Genomic DNA, 18,384 nt, shown 5'->3' on the forward strand with positions numbered 1-18,384 from the left:
GTCACGGCCGCTTGAGGGTGACGACCGGCGACGTCCACGTCTCCCAGTGCGCTTCGTTGCCCGGATCGCCGAGCGCGCGGAGCACGCTGAGCTTGATCAGGTACTCCCCGTTCGGGACGACGGTCGGCCTCTCGTCGAGCTTCGTCGTGCCCTTCCACCCGTACCGCGTGACCGCCATCGCGGACGAGCTCTGACCGACGTGGGACAGCATCAGCGCGCGCCCCCACGGCTTCGCGGTGGCGGCGTCGACGATGTCGAGGGTCAGGCGCTCCGCGCCGTGATCGAGGTGGACGACCACGTACGGCAGGTCGTCCGCGTCGAGCGTGTAGGCCGCGCCGCGCGGCTCTGGCGTCAGGCGCGTCCCGCTCAGCTTGCCGAGCCACGGGGCCCCCTGACCCGACAGCTTGAGCACGGGCAGGCTCTGGTAATCGCCCTTGAAGCCCGCATAGGGCACGCGCAGCAGGCCATCGGCGGCGCCGCCCCGCGGCGTGAACACGAGGTAGCCGCCGAACAGGCTGCCTTCCGCGAGCGCGTCGCTCGCCGTGACGGTGACGGAGACGGTCGCGCTCCCGGCCGCGGGCACGGTGACGCTCGCGGGGCTGAAGTCGACGCTCGCAACGCCGGCCATGGCGCTCGTCGGCGCCCAGTGATCGCCTCCCGTCGCGCACGCCGCGGGCACGTGCGACAGGTCGTAGGTGACGTCGTGCGCGCTCGAGTTCTCGAGCTTCAGCGCGCGCACGGCGGGGCCGGCCTCGCTCTCGCCGAGCGCGAGCTTGCCGGGGGTGATCAGCGTGGTCGCGCGGATCGCCCGGTCGACGCGGATCACCCCGGCTCCCTGCCGGTGCGTGCTCTCCCGCACGCCTGCGCCCAGATCGCCGCTCCACGGCGCGGGGACCGCGGTGTTCTGGAGGATGTCGCGCACGCTCGCCGCGGACAGCCCCGGGCGCGCGGCGAGCAGGAGCGCGACGGCCCCGGCCACGTGCGGCGCCGCCATCGACGTGCCGCTCAGCGTGTCGTACGAGCCTTGCTCGATCGGCACCGTCGAGTAGATCGTGCCGCCGGGCGCGGCGAGATCGGGCTTGAAGGACAGCGCCGCGCTGAGGCCGTGCGAGCTGAAGCGGGAGACGAGGCCCGCGGTGCCGTTCCGCTCGGCCACGGCCCGGTTGGTCCACTTCTGGGTCACGGGCCCCGCGTCGAGCCGCGCGTTGAGGAGCTCGCCATCGGCCTGCAGGATCCCCACGACCGGGATGGTGATCCGGTCGTCGCCTTCCACGGACGGGTTCATCGGCCCGGACCGGTCGTTGTAGAGCACCACGCCGGCTGCGCCCGCGGCCTGCGCGCGCGCAGCCTTCACGTAGAAGGAACAGCCGCCGCGCCGGATGAGCGCGATCTGGCCCGAGAGGCTGCGCGCGGGGAGCTCGACGCACGCGTCGCGGTCGCTGGTGGTCGTCCCGGTGCGCACCAGGGCGGCGCTCCCCGACAGCGGCGCGGGCGGGCTCCCGGGGGCGCGGACGTAGCCGATCGTGGCGTTGCTTGGCGCGACGGTGAACGACAGGGTGGTCGCGCGGCTGCTGTCGACGGAGGCGGTGCCGATGACCGCGTCGCCCACGCCGGGCGCGCCCGCGGCCCAGAGCCCCTTCTCGCCGCTGTTGCCGATCGACGCGACGACGACGACGCCCCGCGCGACGAGCGCGCTCGCCGCCGTCGCCGTCGGGTAATCCGGCCACTGGAACGGCGTTCCGATGCTGATGTTGATCACCTGCATGCCGTCGCTGGCTGCCCGCTCCATCGCCTTCAGGATGAGGTCGGCGCGCGAGCCGCCGTGACAGCCGAACACCCGGTAGGCGCCGAACGTCACGTCCGGCGCCACGCCCTGCACGACCCCGTTCGCCCCGATGATGCCGGCGACGTGCGTGCCGTGGCCCAGGCAATCGTCGGGATCTCCATCGGGCGCGGGCGGCTTGCTCGCGTCGCCGGCGACGAAGTCGTCGCCGACGAAATCGTAGCCGAACGCCACGCGGCAGCCCGGGCCGAAGCAGCCGCCGAGATCGGGGTGCTGGTAGTCGACGCCGCTGTCGATGATGCCGACGCGGACGTCCTCGCCGGTCACGCCGAGATCTCGACGCACGATGTCCGCGCCCGACATCTCGCCGGCGACGGCGAGATCCGGGTCGACCGCCGGCGCGGCGCGCACGGCGTCGAGCTCCACCGGCACCACGGGGTACACGGCCTTGACCCCGGGCATGTCCGGGAGCGCGGCGGAGCCCTCGGGGGCGACCCGGACGGAGAGGCCGTTCCAGAGCTCCTCGAACGAGAATCGTTGTTTGTACCGGAGCCCGCGCGCGGCGGCGGCTCGCCGGAAGAGCGCCCGCTCTTCCTCGATAAGGCCTTTGACGCTGGCGCGCCCGGCGCCCCGCGCGACCGGCGCTCGGTCGAATTCCACGAACCAGAGCTCCGTGGCCTCCTCCGGCGCGAACGTCGCTTCGCCTGGCTCTTCGTCTCCCGGAGGCGCAGTGTCCTGGCCCGCCTCCTTGTCTCCAATCTCTCCGCTGCACCCTGAAATGGCGAACCAGAGAGTTGCCAGACCGAGCCGGCATACACCACGCCTCACAAGCCCCTTCCCGCGCATGTCGCTCATCGATTCAGCTATGTTCGATGGCGCCAATCGGTCAAGCGCGAGCGGGGCGATAACGTAGGGCGGCGGGCGCCGCGAGCTGTCATTATCGCAGTCCCTGTAAGAGTGGTTGTTTCAGAGCAGCCGTCCTTTCGGGCCGGGCGTAACGAGACGCGCGCCGCGCGCGCCCTGGCGCGCACGACGGGGGCGCGGCGGCCCCGGAGTCCAGAGCGCCCCGATAGACGCCATCGAGGGTGGTCGTTATCTCGCGATGTCGTCTCTGTCCTGCCATGCCGCGGCGTCCCGGCTCGTCGCATCCACGAGGCCGCGACGGCCTCCGGCGGCGCGGGTCGGCCCCGGGCGTTGCCGGTCCTCGGGCGCTCGACTAGCGTGGCGCGGCTCTCCGGCGCGCGCCGCGCCGGGGCTCGGACGCACGATGACGGTCCTCGGGCACGCCTTGTTCTCATTGCACCATCGCCTGGTCCACGTGCCGCGCGTGGGCCGCGTCGCGCGGGCGCTGGCCGCGCAGGTGGGCCCCGCGGCGTCGCTGCTCGACGTGGGCGCGGGCGACGGCACGGTCGCGCTGGAGGTGGCGCGCCGGGTGGGCGCGCTCCGCGTCGTCGGCGTGGACGTGAAGGCGCGCCCTGGGGCCGCGCTGCCGGTCATCCCCTATGACGGCGAGCGCCTCCCCTTCCCCGACGCGGCGTTCGAGGCGGTGCTCCTCTCCGACGTGCTGCACCACGCCGCGCGCCCCGACGCGCTGCTCGCGGAGGCGCTCCGTGTCGCGTCGCGCGTCGTCGCGCTCAAGGATCATTTCCGGTTCGGCCCGGTCTCGGAGCGCGTCCTGCTCTGGATGGATCTCGCCGGAAACGCCGCGCCTGGCGTCGAGGTGCGGGGCACCTACTTCACGCCGGGCGGGCTCGTCGAGCTCGTGCGCGGCGCGGGCGCGCGCGTCGCGGGCCTCGAGTGGCCGCTCCGGATCCACGATCTGCCGTTCCGCCTCGTGACCCAGGATCGGCTCCAGTTCGCGGCGCGGATCGAGCGCCTGGCCGCGGGAGAGGGGCGATGACGGAGCTCAGGTCGTTCGTCGTCGGCGGCGCCGGGTTCATCGGCAGCCACCTCACCGATCGCCTCGTCGAGCGCGGCCCCGTCACGATCTACGATAACCTCTCGGTCGGGCGCCGCGCGTTCGTCGCGCCGCACCTCGCCTCCGGGCGCGCCACGCTCGTCGAGGCGGACGCCCTCGATCTGGAGCGGCTCACCGAGGCCATGGCGGGCCACGACCTCGTCGTCCACCTCGCGGCGAACCCCGAGGCGCGCTGGGGGCTCGCGCGGACGCGGCTCGACCTCGATCAGGGCACGATCGCGACGTACAACGTGCTCGAGGCGATGCGGCGTACGGCCGTCGGCCGGCTGATCTTCTCGTCCTCCGGGACGGTGTACGGCGACACGGCGCGGCGGTGCGCGGAGGGCGACCTCGGCGCGTTGCCCATCTCGCTCTACGGCGCGAGCAAGCTCGCGGGCGAGGCGCTCGTCAGCGCTTATGTCGAGTGCTTCGGCCTCACGGCGTGGATCTTCCGCTTCGGCAACGTGGTCGGCCCGCGCGGGACGCACGGAGCCGCGCTCGATTTCCTGAAGAAGCTGCGCGATCGGCGGACCGAGCTCGAGGTGCTCGGCGATGGACGCCAGTCGAAGCCGTACCTCGATGTCCGGGACTGCGCGGAGGGGATGCTGTTCGGCTTCGATCGGGCCAGAGAGCGGCTGAACATCTACAACCTCGCTCCCGAGGACGCGACGAGCGTCTCACGCATCGCGGAGCTGTGCGTGGCGGCGTCGCCGTACCCGGACGCGGTGATCCGGTATCAGGGAGGCGAGCGCGGGTGGCCTGGCGACGTGCCCCGATCGCGGATGGATCCTGGCAAGCTGGCCGCGCTGGGCTTCCGGGTGCGCCACACGAGCGACGAGGCGGTCCGGAGGGCGGTGGAGGCGCTGGCGAGCGAGGTGTTCGGGGGCGACGCGGCGGCGCCGTGAGCGCGCCGGCGCGCTGCCGCGCGGGTCGGCTGCGGTGGTAGACTCCGCGGATGGCTGAGCTCACCCTCTATATCGGAAATAGGACCTATTCGTCGTGGTCGCTGCGGGCCTGGCTCCTCCTGAAGCAGGCTGGTGCCGATTTCGAAGAGGTGGTGATCCCTCTCGGGGCGCCGGGCACACGCGCGCTGGAGATCCAGCGCTACTCCCCGTCAGGCAAGGTGCCGGCCCTGCAGCACGGGGCGCTCACGATCTGGGAGTCGCTCGCGATCGCCGAGTACGCGGCGGAGATCTTCCCCGCGGCGAAGCTCTGGCCGGAGGCGAGCGACGCGCGCGCCGTCGCGCGCTCGGTGAGCGCCGAGATGGCGAGCAGCTTCGCCGCGCTCCGCACCGCGCTGCCGATGAACGTGCGGCGGAAGATCCAGGGCGTGGCGATCACCGAGGCGGCGGCGCAGGACATCGAGCGCATCCAGGCGATCTGGGGCGATTGCCGGTCGCGCTTCGGCCAGGGAGGCGAGTTCCTGTTCGGGCGCTTCAGCGTGGCGGACGCCATGTACGCGCCCGTGGCGACGCGGTTCGACACGTACGGCGTCGAGCTCGACGCGGTCTCGAGGCGCTACGTGGCGTCGATCCTCGGGCTCCCCGCGATGAAGGCGTGGGTCGCGAAGGCCAAGGAGGAGCCGCACATCATCGAGGAGTACGAGGCGATCGGCGTCGTGGGCAAGTAGACGAAGCCCACCAAGCCCGCGTTATCATCGAGCGCGGCCTGGGCCGCGCTCGATGATAACGCGGGCAGCACCGCACTGCGAGGCGGCGGCTGACGATGGAAAGCGCTAGACCCGGACATGCCGCACGAACTCGACCTTATCCTCACCATCACGGGCGGGCTCACGGCAGCCCTGGCGCTCGGCTTCGTCACCCAGCGCATGCGGCTGTCTCCCATCGTGGGCTACCTGCTGGCCGGGATCCTCGTCGGCCCCTTCACGCCGGGGTTCGTGGCGCACAAGGGGCTCGCGGACCAGCTCGCGGAGATCGGGGTCATCCTGCTGATGTTCGGGGTCGGCCTGCAGTTCCACGTCCGCGAGCTGCTCGCCGTGCGCAAGGTGGCCGTGCCAGGCGCCCTCGTCCAGATCGCGGTCGCCACGGCGCTCGGCGCCCTGGTCGGCCACGCCGCGGGCTGGACGTGGGGCGCGGCCGTCGTCTTCGGCGTTGCCATCTCGGTGGCGAGCACCGTCGTGCTCACGCGGGTCCTCAGCGACAGCGGCGTCCTGCACACCCCCGCTGGCCACCTCGCCATCGGCTGGCTCGTGCTCGAGGACGTCTTCACCGTGCTGGTGCTCGTGCTGCTCCCCGCCCTCACGGACGGCGGCCCGGACGCGGACGCGGCGGGGATCGCCGTGTCCGTTGGGCTCGCGGTCCTGAAGCTCGCCGGGCTCGTGGCGTTCATCTTCATCGTCGGCCAGCGCGTCATCCCCGGGCTGCTCGGGTACGTGGCGAAGACCGGATCGCGGGAGCTCTTCACGCTGACGGTGCTCGTCGTCGCGCTCGGCGTCGCCGTGGGCTCGGCCATGCTCTTCGGCTCGTCGATGGCGCTCGGCGCCTTCCTCGGCGGCCTGGTCGTCGGCCAGTCCGACTTCAGCTCGCGCGCCGCGTCGGAGGCGCTCCCGATGCGCGACGCGTTCGCCGTGCTGTTCTTCGTCTCGGTGGGCATGCTCCTCGACCCGACGCAGCTCGCCGCGGGCTGGCCGATCGCCGCCGGGACGCTCGCGGTCGTGCTGATCGGCAAGCCGATCGCCGCGCTCGCGGTGACCCTGCTGCTAGGCCGCCCCCTGCAGACCGCGCTCGCCGTGGCCGTCTCGCTCGCGCAGATCGGGGAGTTCTCGTTCATCCTCGCGGCGCTCGGCCAGAAGCTCGGCGTCCTGCCGGTCGAGGCCGCGCAGGCGCTCGTCGTCGCCTCGATCGTGTCGATCACGCTGAACCCGGTGCTCTTCAACCGCGTCGCGCGGTGGAAGTCGACGCTCGTCCTGCGGCGCGGCGCCGCGGCCCGCGCGGAGGCCGAGGCCGCGCCGGTGGACGAGCACGCCCACCGCACGGTCGTGGTGGGCTACGGCCCGGTCGGGAAGACGCTGACACGGCTGCTCCGGGAGAACGGCATCGCGCCGACCGTCGTCGAGCTGAACCTCGACACGGTGAAGGAGCTGCAGGACCAGGGCATCCGCGCGATCTACGGCGACGCCACGCAGCGGGAGATCCTCGAGCGCGCCGGGGTCGAGACGGCGGACAGCCTGCTGTTCACGGCGGCGGGCGCGCCCGGGGCCGGCGTCATCGAGCAGGCGAAGGGCGTGAACCCGCGGCTGTTCGTCCTCGCCCGCGCCTTCTACCTGCGTGAGGTGGCCGCGCTGAAGAAGGCGGGCGCGGACATCGTGGTGACCGGCGAGGCGGAGGTCGCGTTCTCGATGACCGAGCGCCTCCTCGTGCGGCTCGGCGCGACGGGCGAGCAGGTCGAACGCGAGCGCGAGCGCGTCCGGAGCGAGTTCTTCGGCAGCGGCTCGCCAGAGCCTCACCCCGCGGCGCGCGGCGCGTGATCCCGCGCCGGGCCCGCGGCGCGGCCCCGGCGCTCGATCTCAGCGTGACTTGCCGAGCCAGGTCACCCCGCCCACGACCATCGCGAGCCCGACGACCTGCTGCCACGTGGCCGGCTCGCCCAGGATGACCCAGGAGAACGCGATCGTGAGCACCGGGCCGAGCGTCGAGAACGTCGCCGCGCGGCCCGCGCCGAGCCGCCGAATGGCGGCCGCGAGCAGCACGATGGGGAGCACCGTGCTGATCGTCGCCATCGCCGCCGCGTACCCCCACACCGAGGCCGGGAGCTCGCCCAGCCGGGCCGGGCTCCCCGTCGCCAGGTAGTGCGCGAGCACCATCAGGCACGAGGCCGCCCCGCAGTACGCGGCGAGGCGCGTCGAGCCGACCCTGGCGGCGAGCTTGCCGACGCCGATGTAGTAGAGCGCGTACGTCACCGAGCTCGCGAACACCCACGCTCCGCCGACGGCGACGATCCGCGCGTCCCCGCTTTGCTCGAGATCGTGCCAGACGGCCGCCGCGAGGCCGAGATAACACACGGCGAGCGCTCCCCAGGCCTTGCCGCGCACCGGCTGCTTCAGCCACACGGCGCCGATCAGGAGGACGAGCGTCGGATACACGAACAAGATCAGCCGCTCGAGGCCGGTGCTGATGTACGTGAGCCCGATGAAGTCGAACAGGCTGGACAGGTAATATCCGACGAACCCGACGATCAGCACACCCCCCCAGGCGCGGGGCGTGAGGGGCCCTTCGGCCGCGCCGCGCTCCTTCCAGGCGAGCCACAGGAAGAACGGCAGCGCGATGCCCATCCGCAGCGCGAGCAGCGTCACCGCGTCGACGGGGTGCGCGGCGTACGCGAGCTTCACGAAGATCGCCTTCAGCGCGAACGTCGCCGCCGAGAGGACGGCGAAGGTCCGGCCGTCGTCGAGGAGGCCAGTCCGGAGCTCGCCGGTCAACGCGCCTACGCTCTCGTGATGGGACATCGCATCCGCTTCTCTGCTCTTCACCAGGCACGCTCCGCCAAGGACCGGACATCGTCACCGACAGCCCGCCTCCGGGCCGGCGCGCTCCTCCGGCGGGAGACGAGCCAGCATTGCGCGCGGGAGCGCGCGTTTGCCGTCGCACGGGACGGCCTCGGAGCGAGGTGGGCACATTTCAGGTAGAGGACGATCTCCTGCTTGGGTAGCGGTCTCGACCTCTCGGGGCGGCAGATCGCGCCGCGCTCCTCGGTGGCCTTGGGCTAAGCTCCCGCCTCGGATGACGTCTCCTGCTGGCCCAGGCACCGCCGCGCGGCCGGGGGCGCTCGCCTCGCCCGGCGCGCCGCCCCCGCGGCGGCCGCGCGCGCCGTCCGCGCAGGAGCCCTCCGGGCTGCACCAGCTCGGCGGCTCGTTCCTCCAGATCGCCGCCACGGTGGGCGGCATGGCCGTGCTGGCAGGAAAGATCGCGACGCGCGTGGCCACGCTCCGCGTCGACGGCGCCGAGTTCATGCGCAACCTCTACAGGATGGGCGTGAAATCGACGCCCATCGTCGTCGTGACCGCCCTCTTCACCGGCGCGATCATGGTCATCCAGGCGGCGCCGCTCGTCGAGCGCTTCGGCGCGCACGGCTTGCTCGGCTGGGGCGCCGGCTTCGGCACGCTCCGCGAGATCGCCCCCCTGCTCACGGCGCTCATGATCAACGGCCGCGTCGGCGCCAACAACACCGCCGAGCTCGGCACCATGGTCGTCACCGAGCAGATCGACGCCCTCCGCGTCCTCGCGATCGACCCGGTGAGCTTCCTCATCGCGCCGCGCTTCCTCGCGATGGTGCTGACGCTGCTCCTCTCGGTGATCTTCGCCGACGCGCTCGCCCTGCTCGGCGCCGCGTTCACCGGCGATCTCCTCCTCGGCGTCTCCCCGGCCGTCTTCTACAACGGCCTCACGAGCGGGCTCCTCGACATCGGCGACGTCATGAGCGGCCTCGTCAAGAGCGTCGTCTTCGGCGTCGTCCTCGCGCTCTCGAGCTGCCAGTACGGCCTCGGCGTGACCGGCGGCGCGCCCGGCGTCGGCCGCGCCGTCAACGCGACCGTCGTCGCCTCGGCCGCCGGCATCTTCATCCTCGATTACTTCGTCTCGTTCACGCTCAACTGATCGGCGGCGCCGCGCATGCCCTCCATGGACAAGAGCTCCCCCGATCGCCAGAGCGCCGGGCCCCCCTCGAGCGAGCTCCGGGATCTCGCGCCGGAGCCGTCGGGCGTCGCCGCGCTCGGCGCCGCCGCGCTGTCCCTCTTCCGGTCGGCGCGCGAGCTCTACTCCGTATTTGTAAGGACGCTTTATTACTGCGCGAAGGGGCGCCGCGAGCCGGGCGCGGTGCTCCTGCAGATGTACGAGATCGGCAACAAATCGCTGTTCTTCCTGACGGTCGTGATGGGCTTCATCGGGATGATCATGGTCTTTCAGGCCGGCCAGCAGGCGAAGCGGGTCATCCCGGATCTGACCATGCTCGGCGCGACCTACCTCGAGCTGCTCGTCCGCGATCTCGCCGCCTCGATCGCCGCGCTGATGCTCGCCACGCGGGTCGGCGCGGGCATCGCGGCCGAGATCGGCTCGATGGTGGTGACCGAGCAGGTCGACGCGCTCCGCATGTGCGCGGCGGATCCGATCGACTACCTCATCAAGCCGCGGTTCATCGCCAGCGTCTTCATGACCACGTGCCTCATCGTCTGGAGCGCCGCGGTCTCCTTCACCACCGGGATGATCACCGCGTACAGCATGTTCGACGTGAGCCCCGAGACGTTCGTGAACGTGAGCCTCGTCGACGCGGGCGATCTCGCGACCGGGCTCGCGAAGTGCGTGGCCTACGGCGCCGCGATCCCGGTGGTCTCCGGGCACTCCGGCCTGTCGACCTTCGGCGGCAGCGAGGGCGTGGGCTGGGCGACGACGCGCGCCGTCGTGAACTCCTCGCTCGCGGTCATCGTGCTCAACATGCTGATCTCGGCGGCGGCGTTCCTGATCTTCCGCTAGCCAGGCCGCCCGCTCGCCGGGCGGCCCTGCCGCGCCGGCGCCTCACTCGATCGGCCCCTCGGCGCTGCCGGTGATGAACTGCTGCACGATCGGATCCGGTGAGCCCTGGAACGCCGCGCGATCGCCGAGGAGGCGGACGAGGCCTTGATAGAGCATGACGATGCGGTCGGCGATCGTGAAGATGCTGACGAGGTCGTGGCTGACGACGATGCTCGTCACGCCGAGCGTGTCGCTGAGCTCGCGGATCAGCTTGTCGACGCGCCGCGCGCTCACGGGATCGAGGCTCGTGGTCGGCTCGTCGAAGAGCACGTAGCGCGGATCGAGCGTGAGCGCGCGAGCGATGGCGACGCGCTTGCGCATCCCGTCGCCGAGCTCCGGCGGGAAGCGGTCGCCGAACTCGCGCATGTGCACCTGCTCGAGCCGCCGCCGCGCCTCGTCGAGCGCCTCCTTCGGCTTGAGCCCCTTGTGCTTGCGGAGCGGGAGCGCGACGTTCTCGGCGCACGTCATCGAGTCGAACAGCGTCGAGTGCTGGAACACCATCGCGCACTTCATCCGCACCGGGTACATCCGGGCCTCGTCGAAGCGGCTCACCTCCTCGCCGTCCAGCCAGATCTCCCCGCCGTCCGGGTAGAGCAGCCCCACGAGGTGCTTGATGAGCACGCTCTTGCCGACCCCCGACTGTCCGATGATGAAGAACACCTCGCCGTCCTCGACGTCGAACGAGACATCCTTGAGGACATCTTTGGGTCCAAAGGATTTTCTGACATTTCGGAACGAAATCATCTGGGCCCGAGCGATTGGGAGGGGAAGCGCTGTTGCGTCAAAGCAATGGCTGCGCGAAGCGTCACGATGCACACCGGACGATCGCGCTGCGGCAGGCGAATCCTGGCCTATTTCCCTCACCCCGCCGCCGCCAGATCGGAGAAGATAACGAACTCATGGCAAGCCCGCGATCGATCGAGGTCAAGGTCGGGATCCTCATCCTGACGGCGATCGGGCTCCTCGCCACGTTCATCCTCGTGATGGGCGGGGTCAACTTCCAGCCGAAGTATTCGATCTACGTCGACTTCGACAACCCGGGCGGCCTCCAGACCGGGGCGCCGGTGAAGGTCGCCGGGGTGGAGATCGGCAAGCTGAGCGAGATCCACTTCAGCGGCGGCAAGGTCGGCAAGGACGGCAAGCGCGAGCCGCTCGTGCGGATCCAGCTTCGGCTCGAGGAGCGCTACCGGGAGAGCATCCACGACAACGCCACGTTCTATGTCACGACGCAGGGCGTGCTCGGCGAGCAGTTCCTCGCGATCGAGCCCGGATCGACCGATCGGCCGGTGATCCCCCCGGACGCCGTCGTCCGGGGGCTCGATCCGCCGCGCCTCGATATGCTCCTCGCCGAGGGCTACGAGCTGCTGCACGCGACGGTCTCCGCGATGCGCGAGCACCGGGAAGAGGTCGGGGAGGCGTTCGACGGGCTCCGGAAGACGCTGAAGGGCACCGGCGACTTCATGCACAGAAACCAGGATCGGCTCGATCGCATCGCCGAGAACGTCGAGCAGATGAGCGTCGAGGGCACCGATCTCGTGAAGGACGCCCGGCAGCGGTACGTGAACAACCCGCAGATCGATCGCATCCTCGCGAACGCCGATCAGGTGAGCGGGACGGCCGCGCGCGATCTGCCGCCGCTCATGGCGGACGCGCGCGAGACGCTGGCGAACGCGCGCCGCCTCTCGACGACCGTGGGCGGCGAGACGGAGCAGGTCAAGATCAAGAAGACGCTGGACGACATCGCCGAGATCGCGGGCAGGGCGAGGGCCGCGACCGCCGACGCCCAGGAGGTCCTCGCCCACGTCAAGCGCGGCAAGGGGACGGTCGGCGCGCTCGTGATGGATGAGCAGCTGTTCGACGACCTGCAGGAACTCGCGCGCGACCTCAAGCACAACCCCTGGAAGTTCTTCTGGCGCGAATGAGCGCCGCCGCGCCCTCGCAAGGGGCGCGGCTCCGCGCGGCCGAGCCCCGCGCGCCGAAGGGATGACGCCGCGGCGGGCCCGAGCGCTGTGCAGGTCGGCGGGCGCGGTGAGCGCGAGCGCGGCGCGCGCTCGCCGGATCGGGCGGCCGGTCAGGCCAGCTTGATCAGCGGGGCGCCTTCCGTGACCGCTGCCCCCTCGGTGACGAGGATCTCCTCGACCATCCCCTCTTCTTCGGCCTCGACGGGCATCTCCATCTTCATGGACTCGAGGATGACGACGACGGTCCCCTCTTCGACCCTGTCGCCCGGCTTGACCTCGATCTTCCAGACCGTACCGGTGATGTGCGCCTTGATGAGTTTCGCCATGGGCGCGCGACGCTACCGGAGAGCCACCGAGAATCCAACGGGGCCGTGGGGTGAGCAGCAGCCCCGCTCTCAAGCGTTTCCTTCTCCAGCACGCCCTGGGCGCCCATGGGCGCCCTCCGCGACGGACCAGTTCGTCCGGCGACGGCGCACGCGCGCGGTGACGACGGAGGGGAACCGAGGAAGACCGAGGATGACCGAGGAGGATCGAGGGGAACCAAGGCCAACCGAGGTGGAGAGGTGGAGGAGAGGTGGAAGGGACGGAGCGCAACGATTTCCGCTGGTACCCGCGGTGCACCACGGCGATACTCTGACTGGCAGCTCCGCGGCGCCTCGACACAACGAGGGTCGCGGCGCTCGCGAATAATTGCGTCAAAGCCGCTCGGCGGGTCAGAATCGTCCTGCTCGGTGGCCCCTCCGAGGGCGACCTGCAGGTTCCCCGCACCGCCCCTTGGTAGCCAAACCGCACGCGCTCGATCGAAGGAGCCACGAGGTCATGTCGGAACAGAAGGAAAGCTCGGTCCTGTTCTCGCTCAAGGAGCTGATGAACCTCGAGGAGGATCGCATCAAGACCGAAGAGGCCCAGAAGGCCGCCGCCGTCGCCGCCGCCGAGAAGGCGCGTGTCGAGGCGGAGCGCGCCGCGCGCGAGGCCGAGGAGTCGCGCATCCGCACCGAGGAGGAGCGCCGTCGCAACGAGGAGCGCCGGTCCCGCGAGGAGGCGGCGCGGCTCGAGGCGATCCGGCAGGCCGAGATCGAGAAGGCGCGCGTCGAGGCCGAGCAGAAGGCGCGGCTCGAGGCGATGGCCGCGCAGCAGCACCACGAGCGCTCGCTCGCGGCGCTGCAGCAAGACGAGGGGAAGAAGAAGCTGCGCAAGCTCCTCATCGGCGGCGCCATCGCCAGCGTGCTGGTGATCGGCATCGTCACGATCGTCGCCGTCGACTCGGCGCAGAAGAACGAGGCGCGCATCGCGGCCGAGGCCGCGAGGGCGCGCGAGCTCGAGGAGGCGAACAAGCGCCTCGAGGCGCAGTTCAAGGAGTCCGAGGGCAAGATGGCCGGGCTGCGCGACCAGCTCGCGACCGCCAAGGACGAGGCGACGCGCCTCGCCCTGCAGAAGCAGCTCGAGGCCGAGCAGCAGAAGCAGGAGCAGCTGCGCCGCGGCGGCGGCGGGCGCCCGGCCGCGGGCGGCGCGCCGGCGAGCGGCGGCGGCACCAAGGCTCCCTGCAACTGCGCCCCTGGCGATCCGCTCTGCAGCTGCCTCTGACGCGGAACGGGGTCCCCGAATGGCCAACACCAGCTCCGTCAGGCAGAGAACGAGCCTCGGCAGCAGCTCGCTCGACGAGGCGCGCCGCAGGCTCGTCTTTCCGCTCGACTACGCGAGCCTCGACGAGGCCAGGGCGGCCGCGACCCGCATCGCCCCCTCGATCGGCGTGCTCAAGGTCGGTCTGGAGCTGTTCGTCCGCGAGGGGGCGAGGGCGGTCGAGATCGGCAAGTCGCTCGGGCTCGACGTCTTCCTCGATCTGAAGCTGCACGACATCCCCGAGACGGTGGCGCGCGCGGTGGCGGGCGCCGCCGCGCTCGGGGTCCGGTACCTGACGGTGCACGCGGCCGGCGGCACCGAGATGCTGAAGCGCGCGGCCCAGGAGGCGGCGCGCTCTCAGGAGATGATCCTGCTCGCCGTCACCGTGCTCACGTCGCTCGACGATGGCGATCTCGCCGCGCAGGGCATCCAGGGGACCGCGTCCGAGCACGTGGTCCGGCTGGCGCAGCTCGCGCGCAGCGCCGGCGTCCACGGGTTCGTCGCCTCGCCGCACGAGGTGCCCGCGCTGCGGGAGGCGCTCGGGCGGGGCGAGCTCATCGTGACGCCGGGCATCCGCCTCGGTCCAAGCTCCGGCGGCGCGCCAGGCGACGATCAGAAGCGCATCGCCACCCCCTCGGCCGCGATCTCGGCCGGCGCAGATCTCCTGGTTGTCGGCCGGCCGATCCGCGACGCGGCCGATCCGCTCGCCACGGCGCGCTCGATCGTCCAAGAGATCGCGCACACGCTCCACCCCCCGCGCTGACGTGAGCCGCCTCGTCTACGGTCTCCAGCCGGTTCGTGAGGCGATCCGCGCGCACGGCGCCCGGGTCAGCTGGGTCCTCGTCCAGCGCGACGGCGGCCCGAAGCTCGACGCGCTCGCGCGGCTCGCGGAGGGCCAGGGCATCCCGACCGAGCGCGCGCCCCGCAACGAGCTCGATCGCCGCAGCGCCGGCGGGCGCCACCAGGGGGCCGTGGCCGCGGCGCCCGAGCTTCAGATCGTCGGTGTCGACGCGATCCCGGTCGTCGAGGAGGGCCAGCCCGGCACCGGCACGATCACGGTGGCGCTCGACGGCGTGATGGACCCGCAGAACTTCGGCGCGGTGATCCGCAGCGCCGTCGCCCTGGGCGCCCGGGCCATCCTGTGGCCCGAGCACAGCTCAGCGCCGCTCACCCCGGCGACCTTCCGGGCGTCCGCGGGCGCGATCGAGCACGCGAGGCTGTGTCGCGTCCCCTCCTTGCCCGACGCCCTGGAGGCCCTCGCCGCCCGTGGCGTCGCCGCGATCGCGCTCGACGCCCAGGGTCCGGTAGAGCTCGGCGAGCTTCCCCTGACCGGCCCTGTCGCGATCGTCATCGGCGCCGAGGACAAGGGCACGCGCCGCTCGGTCCGCCGCGTCTGCCAGCACGTCGCCCGGCTCCCCATGACCGGCCCCATCTCCTCGCTGAACGCCTCTGTCGCAGGGGCGATCGCGCTCTACGAAGTCGTCCGGCAGCGCCGCGCGTCCAGCGCGTAGTCCGCCAGCGCGCTCGGCCTCTCGCGAGCCGCGCGGGTCAACAACGCCGTCGAGGCGCTCGCGCGCCGCGCGCCGTCGGACAGCGCCGCAGATCGAGCGCGAGATCACCAGAGAGCGGGCCTGGATCGGCCCTTCATCAATGCGTCCGGAGCCGGCGTGTTCGCGCGCCGCGAGCTCATCGGGCAGCGCCGCAGGCCGCTCCTTCGCATCAACAAATTAAGCAATAAATTTGGCCACTTACGAGCAACACATGAAGCAGGTTCGAGCACTCCGTCCAACGCTGAACAGGCTCGCAGCAAGACGACCGATTCGTTCCATTCAATGGATCGACAAAAAGAATCCACAGCCCCCTCAAAAAGCTCAATCTCTGCGAAGAGATACCCCTGTGGACTCACCCTTCTCTGCGCGCTTATCCGGAATGGCTCGAGGGATGGTTCAAGAATCGGCGGGGTCCCGGTAAGCGGCTGGATCGGCTCAGCTTCCGGCTGGAAATGATCGCAGGCGGGAGAGCACGCGGGCCACGCGCCGCGCGGCCTCGATGAGGTCGGCCTCGGTGGTGTCCTCGCCGATCGAGAAGCGCACGGCGGACGCCGCGCGCTCTGGCCCGAGCATCGCCGTGAGGACCGGGGAGGGCTCGGCGGTCCCGGCGCTGCAGGCCGAGCCGCTGGACACGGCGACGCCCTCGAGGTCGAGCGCGGCGCAGAGCTCGTCGCCGCGCCAGCCGGGCCAGGAGAGGTTCGTGACGTGGGGGGCGCGGACTTCGTCCCCGTTGCGGATCGGCGCTGCGCCGGCCGCGCGTCCGACCTCGACGAGCTCGGCCTCGAGGCGATCGCGGAGCGGGGCGAGCGCTGCATACCGGGCAGGGGCGCTGATCGCGCGCAGGGCGGCCACGGCGAAGCCGGCCGCCGCGAGCGGGTCCTGCGTCCCGGGCCGCAGCCCGCGCTCCTGGGCGCCTCCGAGCAGGACGGGGCGGAGCCGGATGCCCGGCCGGACCGCGAGGGCGCCGATCCCCTTCGGCCCCCGGATCTTGTGGGCCGCGACCGACACGAGATCCGCCCCGACCCACGCCTCCGGCGGCAGGCGTCCCACCGCCTGGACGGCATCCACGTGGAGGCGCGCCCCGCGGGCGTGGACGATCGCCGCCGCCTCCGCGATCGGCTGGACGACCCCCGTCTCGTGGTTCACCGCCTGGAGGCTCACGAGCCGCACGGGCGCGACGGCCGCCGCCCGATCCACGGCGGCCGCGATCGCCTCGGGTGCGACGCGGCCGGACGGCTCGGGATCGACCCAGGCGACGTGCACGCCGCGCGCGGCGAGCGCCTCGGCGGCGCGGGTCACCGACGGGTGCTCTATCCGCGAGACGACGAGCGCCCCCTGCGGCTGCCTCGAGGCTGGCGTACCGGCCTCGCCTGCCGCGGCGGCCGGCGTACCGGCCTCGCCGAAGGCGTGGCAGAGCGCGAGGTTGTTGGCCTCGGTGCCGCCCGAGGTGAGGACCACGTCGCGCGCATCGAAGCCCGTCAGCCGGGCGACCGCCTCCCGCGCCTGCTCGACGAACGCGCGCGCTCGCCGCCCTGGTCCGTGTACGCTCGCCGGGTTGGCCCACGCCACCTCCGCCGCAGCCTGCATCGCCGCAAGGACCTCGGGGTGCGGCGGTGTCGTGGCGTTCCAGTCGAGGTAGATGGCGCGAGCGGCCGGGCGCATCACACGGACGACGAGGGATCGGTGGGCGGTGACGAGGGCGGGCCGAGCCTGCCGGGCGAGCTGCCGTCGTCCTGGAAGGGCGCTCGACGGGCGACCGTCAGGTAGAACGCCGACCCGGTGAGCGTCTCGCCCTCGATGATCTCGTTGCTCGGGGATGCGACGCGCACGTCGCCGCCGAGCCCCCGGGCGGTGCGCCGCGCGATCGCGAGCCCGACGCCGACGCCGCCGTAGGCGCGCGTGGCCGAGCCGTCGACTTGATAGAAGGGCTCGAAGATACGGGACTGGCGGTCCGCCTTGACCCCGGGCCCGGTGTCCGCGACGCAGAGCTCGTAGTGCCCCGACTGGAGCACGGTGACCCGCACGCCCGCGGTGCCGCCGGCCGGCGTGAATTTCGCCGCGTTCTCGAACAGCTGGATCATCGCCCGCTGCAGGCGGCCCGCGTCGCCCCACGCGGGGAGCGGGCCGCGCGGCAGATCCTCGACGAGCTGGACCTTCCCCTCGGCGAAGCGGTCGGCGACCTGGGCGAGGGCGCGCCGCGTGGTGTCGAGGAAGTCGTACTCGGAGTGCATGAAGCGCATCCGGCCCGTCTCGATGCCTGTGACGTCGAGGAGGTTGTCGATGAGCGAGCGGAGCCTGCGGACGCAGTCCTCCATCGCGAGGAGCGCCTTCTTCTGCGCCTTGTTGAGCGGGCCGAGCTCCTCGTCGGCGAGCAGCTTCACGTACCCGACGATCGGGGTCATCGGGGTCGCGAGCTCGTGGGAGATGTTGCGGTAGAACTCGGTTCGCGCGGCGTCGAGCTCGCGGAGCCGGGCGTTGGCGCGCGAGAGCTCGGCCACCTTCTGTTCCAGGTGGGCGACGATGCGCTGGCTCTGCTCGCGCAGCCGGAGCGGCCCCTGGGACGCGGGGAGCTCCTCGCGCGCGCCGCTGAGGTAGCGGGCGATGATCGCCGGGAAGGAGCGCGCGTCGATCGGCTTCTGAAGGAAGCCGTCGCAGCCGACGGCGAGGCTCGTGTCCCGATCGCCCTCGGCGGTGATCGCCACGATGGGGACGCCGGCGAGCGACGCCTCGCCGCGCAGGCGCAGGGTGACCTCGAACCCGTCGAGACCCGGGATGTTCAGGTCGACGAGGACGAGGTCGGGGTGCTGGGTACAGGCTAGACGTACGCCTTCGAGCCCGTCGGCGGCCTCGAGGACCTCGTAGCCCGCGTTCTGGAGCAGCTTGCGGACGAGCAGGCGGTTCGCGGGATCGTCCTCGATGTGAAGGATCTTCGACATGGGCTCTGCGTGCGCATAGTAGTCGCGATTGCGGGGGTTCAGGCACGTTCTGC

General features: G+C 71.8%; 16 protein-coding genes. 10 read left to right on the plus strand and 6 right to left on the minus strand.

Annotation, left to right across the window (positions count from 1 at the left end; translation table 11 throughout):
- Window position 1: 1 nt before the first annotated feature.
- Window positions 2–2,443 (minus strand): S8 family serine peptidase, encoded by a 2,442-nt coding sequence (locus tag WME90_RS19105; RefSeq protein WP_437282590.1) that lies wholly within the window; start codon window positions 2,441–2,443, stop codon window positions 2–4.
- A 607-nt stretch (window positions 2,444–3,050) separates the two neighbouring features.
- On the opposite strand from WME90_RS19105, the gene WME90_RS19110 reads away from it, so the two are divergent.
- The 4 genes from WME90_RS19110 to WME90_RS19125 all read left to right on the plus strand — a co-directional run bounded on the left by WME90_RS19110 (window position 3,051) and on the right by WME90_RS19125 (window position 7,227).
- Complete coding sequence (locus WME90_RS19110; protein ID WP_437282591.1) at window positions 3,051–3,683, plus strand: class I SAM-dependent methyltransferase; 633 nt, start codon at window positions 3,051–3,053, stop codon at window positions 3,681–3,683.
- The gene (locus WME90_RS19115) at window positions 3,680–4,645 is read left to right on the plus strand and encodes an NAD-dependent epimerase/dehydratase family protein (RefSeq protein ID WP_437282592.1); all 966 of its coding nucleotides are present in this window, start codon (window positions 3,680–3,682) and stop codon (window positions 4,643–4,645) included. The genes WME90_RS19110 and WME90_RS19115 overlap by 4 nt, the downstream gene beginning before the upstream one ends.
- 50 nt (window positions 4,646–4,695) lie before the next feature.
- Window positions 4,696–5,370 (plus strand): glutathione S-transferase family protein, encoded by a 675-nt coding sequence (locus WME90_RS19120; RefSeq protein ID WP_437282593.1) that lies wholly within the window; start codon window positions 4,696–4,698, stop codon window positions 5,368–5,370.
- Between the two features lie 117 nt (window positions 5,371–5,487).
- Window positions 5,488–7,227 carry a cation:proton antiporter gene (locus tag WME90_RS19125; RefSeq protein WP_437282594.1) on the plus strand — a complete coding sequence of 580 codons (1,740 nt, stop codon included), beginning with the start codon at window positions 5,488–5,490 and terminating at the stop codon, window positions 7,225–7,227.
- 39 nt (window positions 7,228–7,266) lie between these two features.
- Here WME90_RS19125 and WME90_RS19130 read toward each other — a convergent pair whose 3' ends face one another.
- Window positions 7,267–8,205 (minus strand): DMT family transporter, encoded by a 939-nt coding sequence (locus WME90_RS19130; RefSeq protein ID WP_437282595.1) that lies wholly within the window; start codon window positions 8,203–8,205, stop codon window positions 7,267–7,269.
- A gap of 274 nt (window positions 8,206–8,479) precedes the next feature.
- On the opposite strand from WME90_RS19130, the gene WME90_RS19135 reads away from it, so the two are divergent.
- Entirely contained in the window at window positions 8,480–9,352 is an 873-nt protein-coding gene (locus tag WME90_RS19135) for an MlaE family ABC transporter permease (protein WP_437282596.1), read from the plus strand.
- Window positions 9,353–9,376: 24 nt separating this feature from the next.
- Window positions 9,377–10,225 carry an MlaE family ABC transporter permease gene (locus tag WME90_RS19140; RefSeq protein ID WP_437282597.1) on the plus strand — a complete coding sequence of 283 codons (849 nt, stop codon included), beginning with the start codon at window positions 9,377–9,379 and terminating at the stop codon, window positions 10,223–10,225.
- Between the two features lie 42 nt (window positions 10,226–10,267).
- Here the strand turns inward: WME90_RS19140 and WME90_RS19145 are convergent, their stop codons facing one another.
- Window positions 10,268–11,008: an ABC transporter ATP-binding protein gene (locus WME90_RS19145; RefSeq protein WP_437282598.1), complete on the minus strand. Its 741-nt coding sequence runs from the start codon at window positions 11,006–11,008 to the stop codon at window positions 10,268–10,270.
- A gap of 155 nt (window positions 11,009–11,163) precedes the next feature.
- Between WME90_RS19145 and WME90_RS19150 the strand changes: the two genes are divergently transcribed.
- Window positions 11,164–12,186, plus strand: a complete 1,023-nt coding sequence (locus WME90_RS19150) for an MlaD family protein (protein ID WP_437282599.1) — start codon at window positions 11,164–11,166, stop codon at window positions 12,184–12,186.
- Window positions 12,187–12,335: 149 nt separating this feature from the next.
- Here WME90_RS19150 and WME90_RS19155 read toward each other — a convergent pair whose 3' ends face one another.
- A complete protein-coding gene (locus WME90_RS19155; RefSeq protein WP_437282600.1) occupies window positions 12,336–12,551 on the minus strand; it encodes an acetyl-CoA carboxylase biotin carboxyl carrier protein subunit in 216 nt (71 codons plus the stop codon).
- Between the two features lie 493 nt (window positions 12,552–13,044).
- Here WME90_RS19155 and WME90_RS19160 point away from each other — a divergent pair, with 493 nt between their 5' ends.
- From WME90_RS19160 to rlmB, 3 genes are read left to right on the plus strand one after another with little or no spacing between them, the layout of a single operon-like run.
- Window positions 13,045–13,809 carry a hypothetical protein gene (locus WME90_RS19160; RefSeq protein WP_437282601.1) on the plus strand — a complete coding sequence of 255 codons (765 nt, stop codon included), beginning with the start codon at window positions 13,045–13,047 and terminating at the stop codon, window positions 13,807–13,809.
- A 19-nt stretch (window positions 13,810–13,828) separates the two neighbouring features.
- Window positions 13,829–14,608 (plus strand): orotidine-5'-phosphate decarboxylase, encoded by a 780-nt coding sequence (pyrF, locus tag WME90_RS19165; protein ID WP_437282602.1) that lies wholly within the window; start codon window positions 13,829–13,831, stop codon window positions 14,606–14,608.
- A gap of 1 nt (window position 14,609) precedes the next feature.
- Window positions 14,610–15,356 carry a 23S rRNA (guanosine(2251)-2'-O)-methyltransferase RlmB gene (rlmB, locus tag WME90_RS19170; RefSeq protein WP_437282603.1) on the plus strand — a complete coding sequence of 249 codons (747 nt, stop codon included), beginning with the start codon at window positions 14,610–14,612 and terminating at the stop codon, window positions 15,354–15,356.
- Window positions 15,357–15,830: 474 nt separating this feature from the next.
- On the opposite strand, the gene WME90_RS19175 is transcribed toward rlmB, so the two are convergent.
- Both WME90_RS19175 and WME90_RS19180 read right to left on the minus strand, forming a co-directional pair.
- Window positions 15,831–17,057 (minus strand): cysteine desulfurase family protein, encoded by a 1,227-nt coding sequence (locus tag WME90_RS19175; protein WP_437282604.1) that lies wholly within the window; start codon window positions 17,055–17,057, stop codon window positions 15,831–15,833.
- On the minus strand, window positions 17,057–18,331 hold the full coding sequence (locus WME90_RS19180) for a hybrid sensor histidine kinase/response regulator (protein ID WP_437282605.1): 1,275 nt from the start codon (window positions 18,329–18,331) through the stop codon (window positions 17,057–17,059). Before WME90_RS19180 ends, WME90_RS19175 begins: the two co-directional genes overlap by 1 nt.
- Window positions 18,332–18,384 lie beyond the last annotated feature (53 nt).

This window comes from Sorangium sp. So ce375, from assembly GCF_051473855.1.
In the GTDB taxonomy this organism is placed as follows: Bacteria; Myxococcota_A; Polyangia; order Polyangiales; family Polyangiaceae; genus Sorangium.

Coding starts and splice junctions, on each gene's coding strand:
- WME90_RS19110 (WP_437282591.1), top strand. CDS start 3,051: ATGACGGTCCTCGGGCACGCCTTGTTCTCATTGCACCATCGCCTGGTC.
- WME90_RS19115 (WP_437282592.1), top strand. CDS start 3,680: ATGACGGAGCTCAGGTCGTTCGTCGTCGGCGGCGCCGGGTTCATCGGC.
- WME90_RS19120 (WP_437282593.1), top strand. CDS start 4,696: ATGGCTGAGCTCACCCTCTATATCGGAAATAGGACCTATTCGTCGTGG.
- WME90_RS19125 (WP_437282594.1), top strand. CDS start 5,488: ATGCCGCACGAACTCGACCTTATCCTCACCATCACGGGCGGGCTCACG.
- WME90_RS19130 (WP_437282595.1), bottom strand. CDS start 8,205: ATGTCCCATCACGAGAGCGTAGGCGCGTTGACCGGCGAGCTCCGGACT.
- WME90_RS19135 (WP_437282596.1), top strand. CDS start 8,480: ATGACGTCTCCTGCTGGCCCAGGCACCGCCGCGCGGCCGGGGGCGCTC.
- WME90_RS19140 (WP_437282597.1), top strand. CDS start 9,377: ATGGACAAGAGCTCCCCCGATCGCCAGAGCGCCGGGCCCCCCTCGAGC.
- WME90_RS19145 (WP_437282598.1), bottom strand. CDS start 11,008: ATGATTTCGTTCCGAAATGTCAGAAAATCCTTTGGACCCAAAGATGTC.
- WME90_RS19150 (WP_437282599.1), top strand. CDS start 11,164: ATGGCAAGCCCGCGATCGATCGAGGTCAAGGTCGGGATCCTCATCCTG.
- WME90_RS19155 (WP_437282600.1), bottom strand. CDS start 12,551: ATGGCGAAACTCATCAAGGCGCACATCACCGGTACGGTCTGGAAGATC.
- WME90_RS19160 (WP_437282601.1), top strand. CDS start 13,045: ATGTCGGAACAGAAGGAAAGCTCGGTCCTGTTCTCGCTCAAGGAGCTG.
- pyrF (WP_437282602.1), top strand. CDS start 13,829: ATGGCCAACACCAGCTCCGTCAGGCAGAGAACGAGCCTCGGCAGCAGC.
- WME90_RS19175 (WP_437282604.1), bottom strand. CDS start 17,057: ATGCGCCCGGCCGCTCGCGCCATCTACCTCGACTGGAACGCCACGACA.
- WME90_RS19180 (WP_437282605.1), bottom strand. CDS start 18,331: ATGTCGAAGATCCTTCACATCGAGGACGATCCCGCGAACCGCCTGCTC.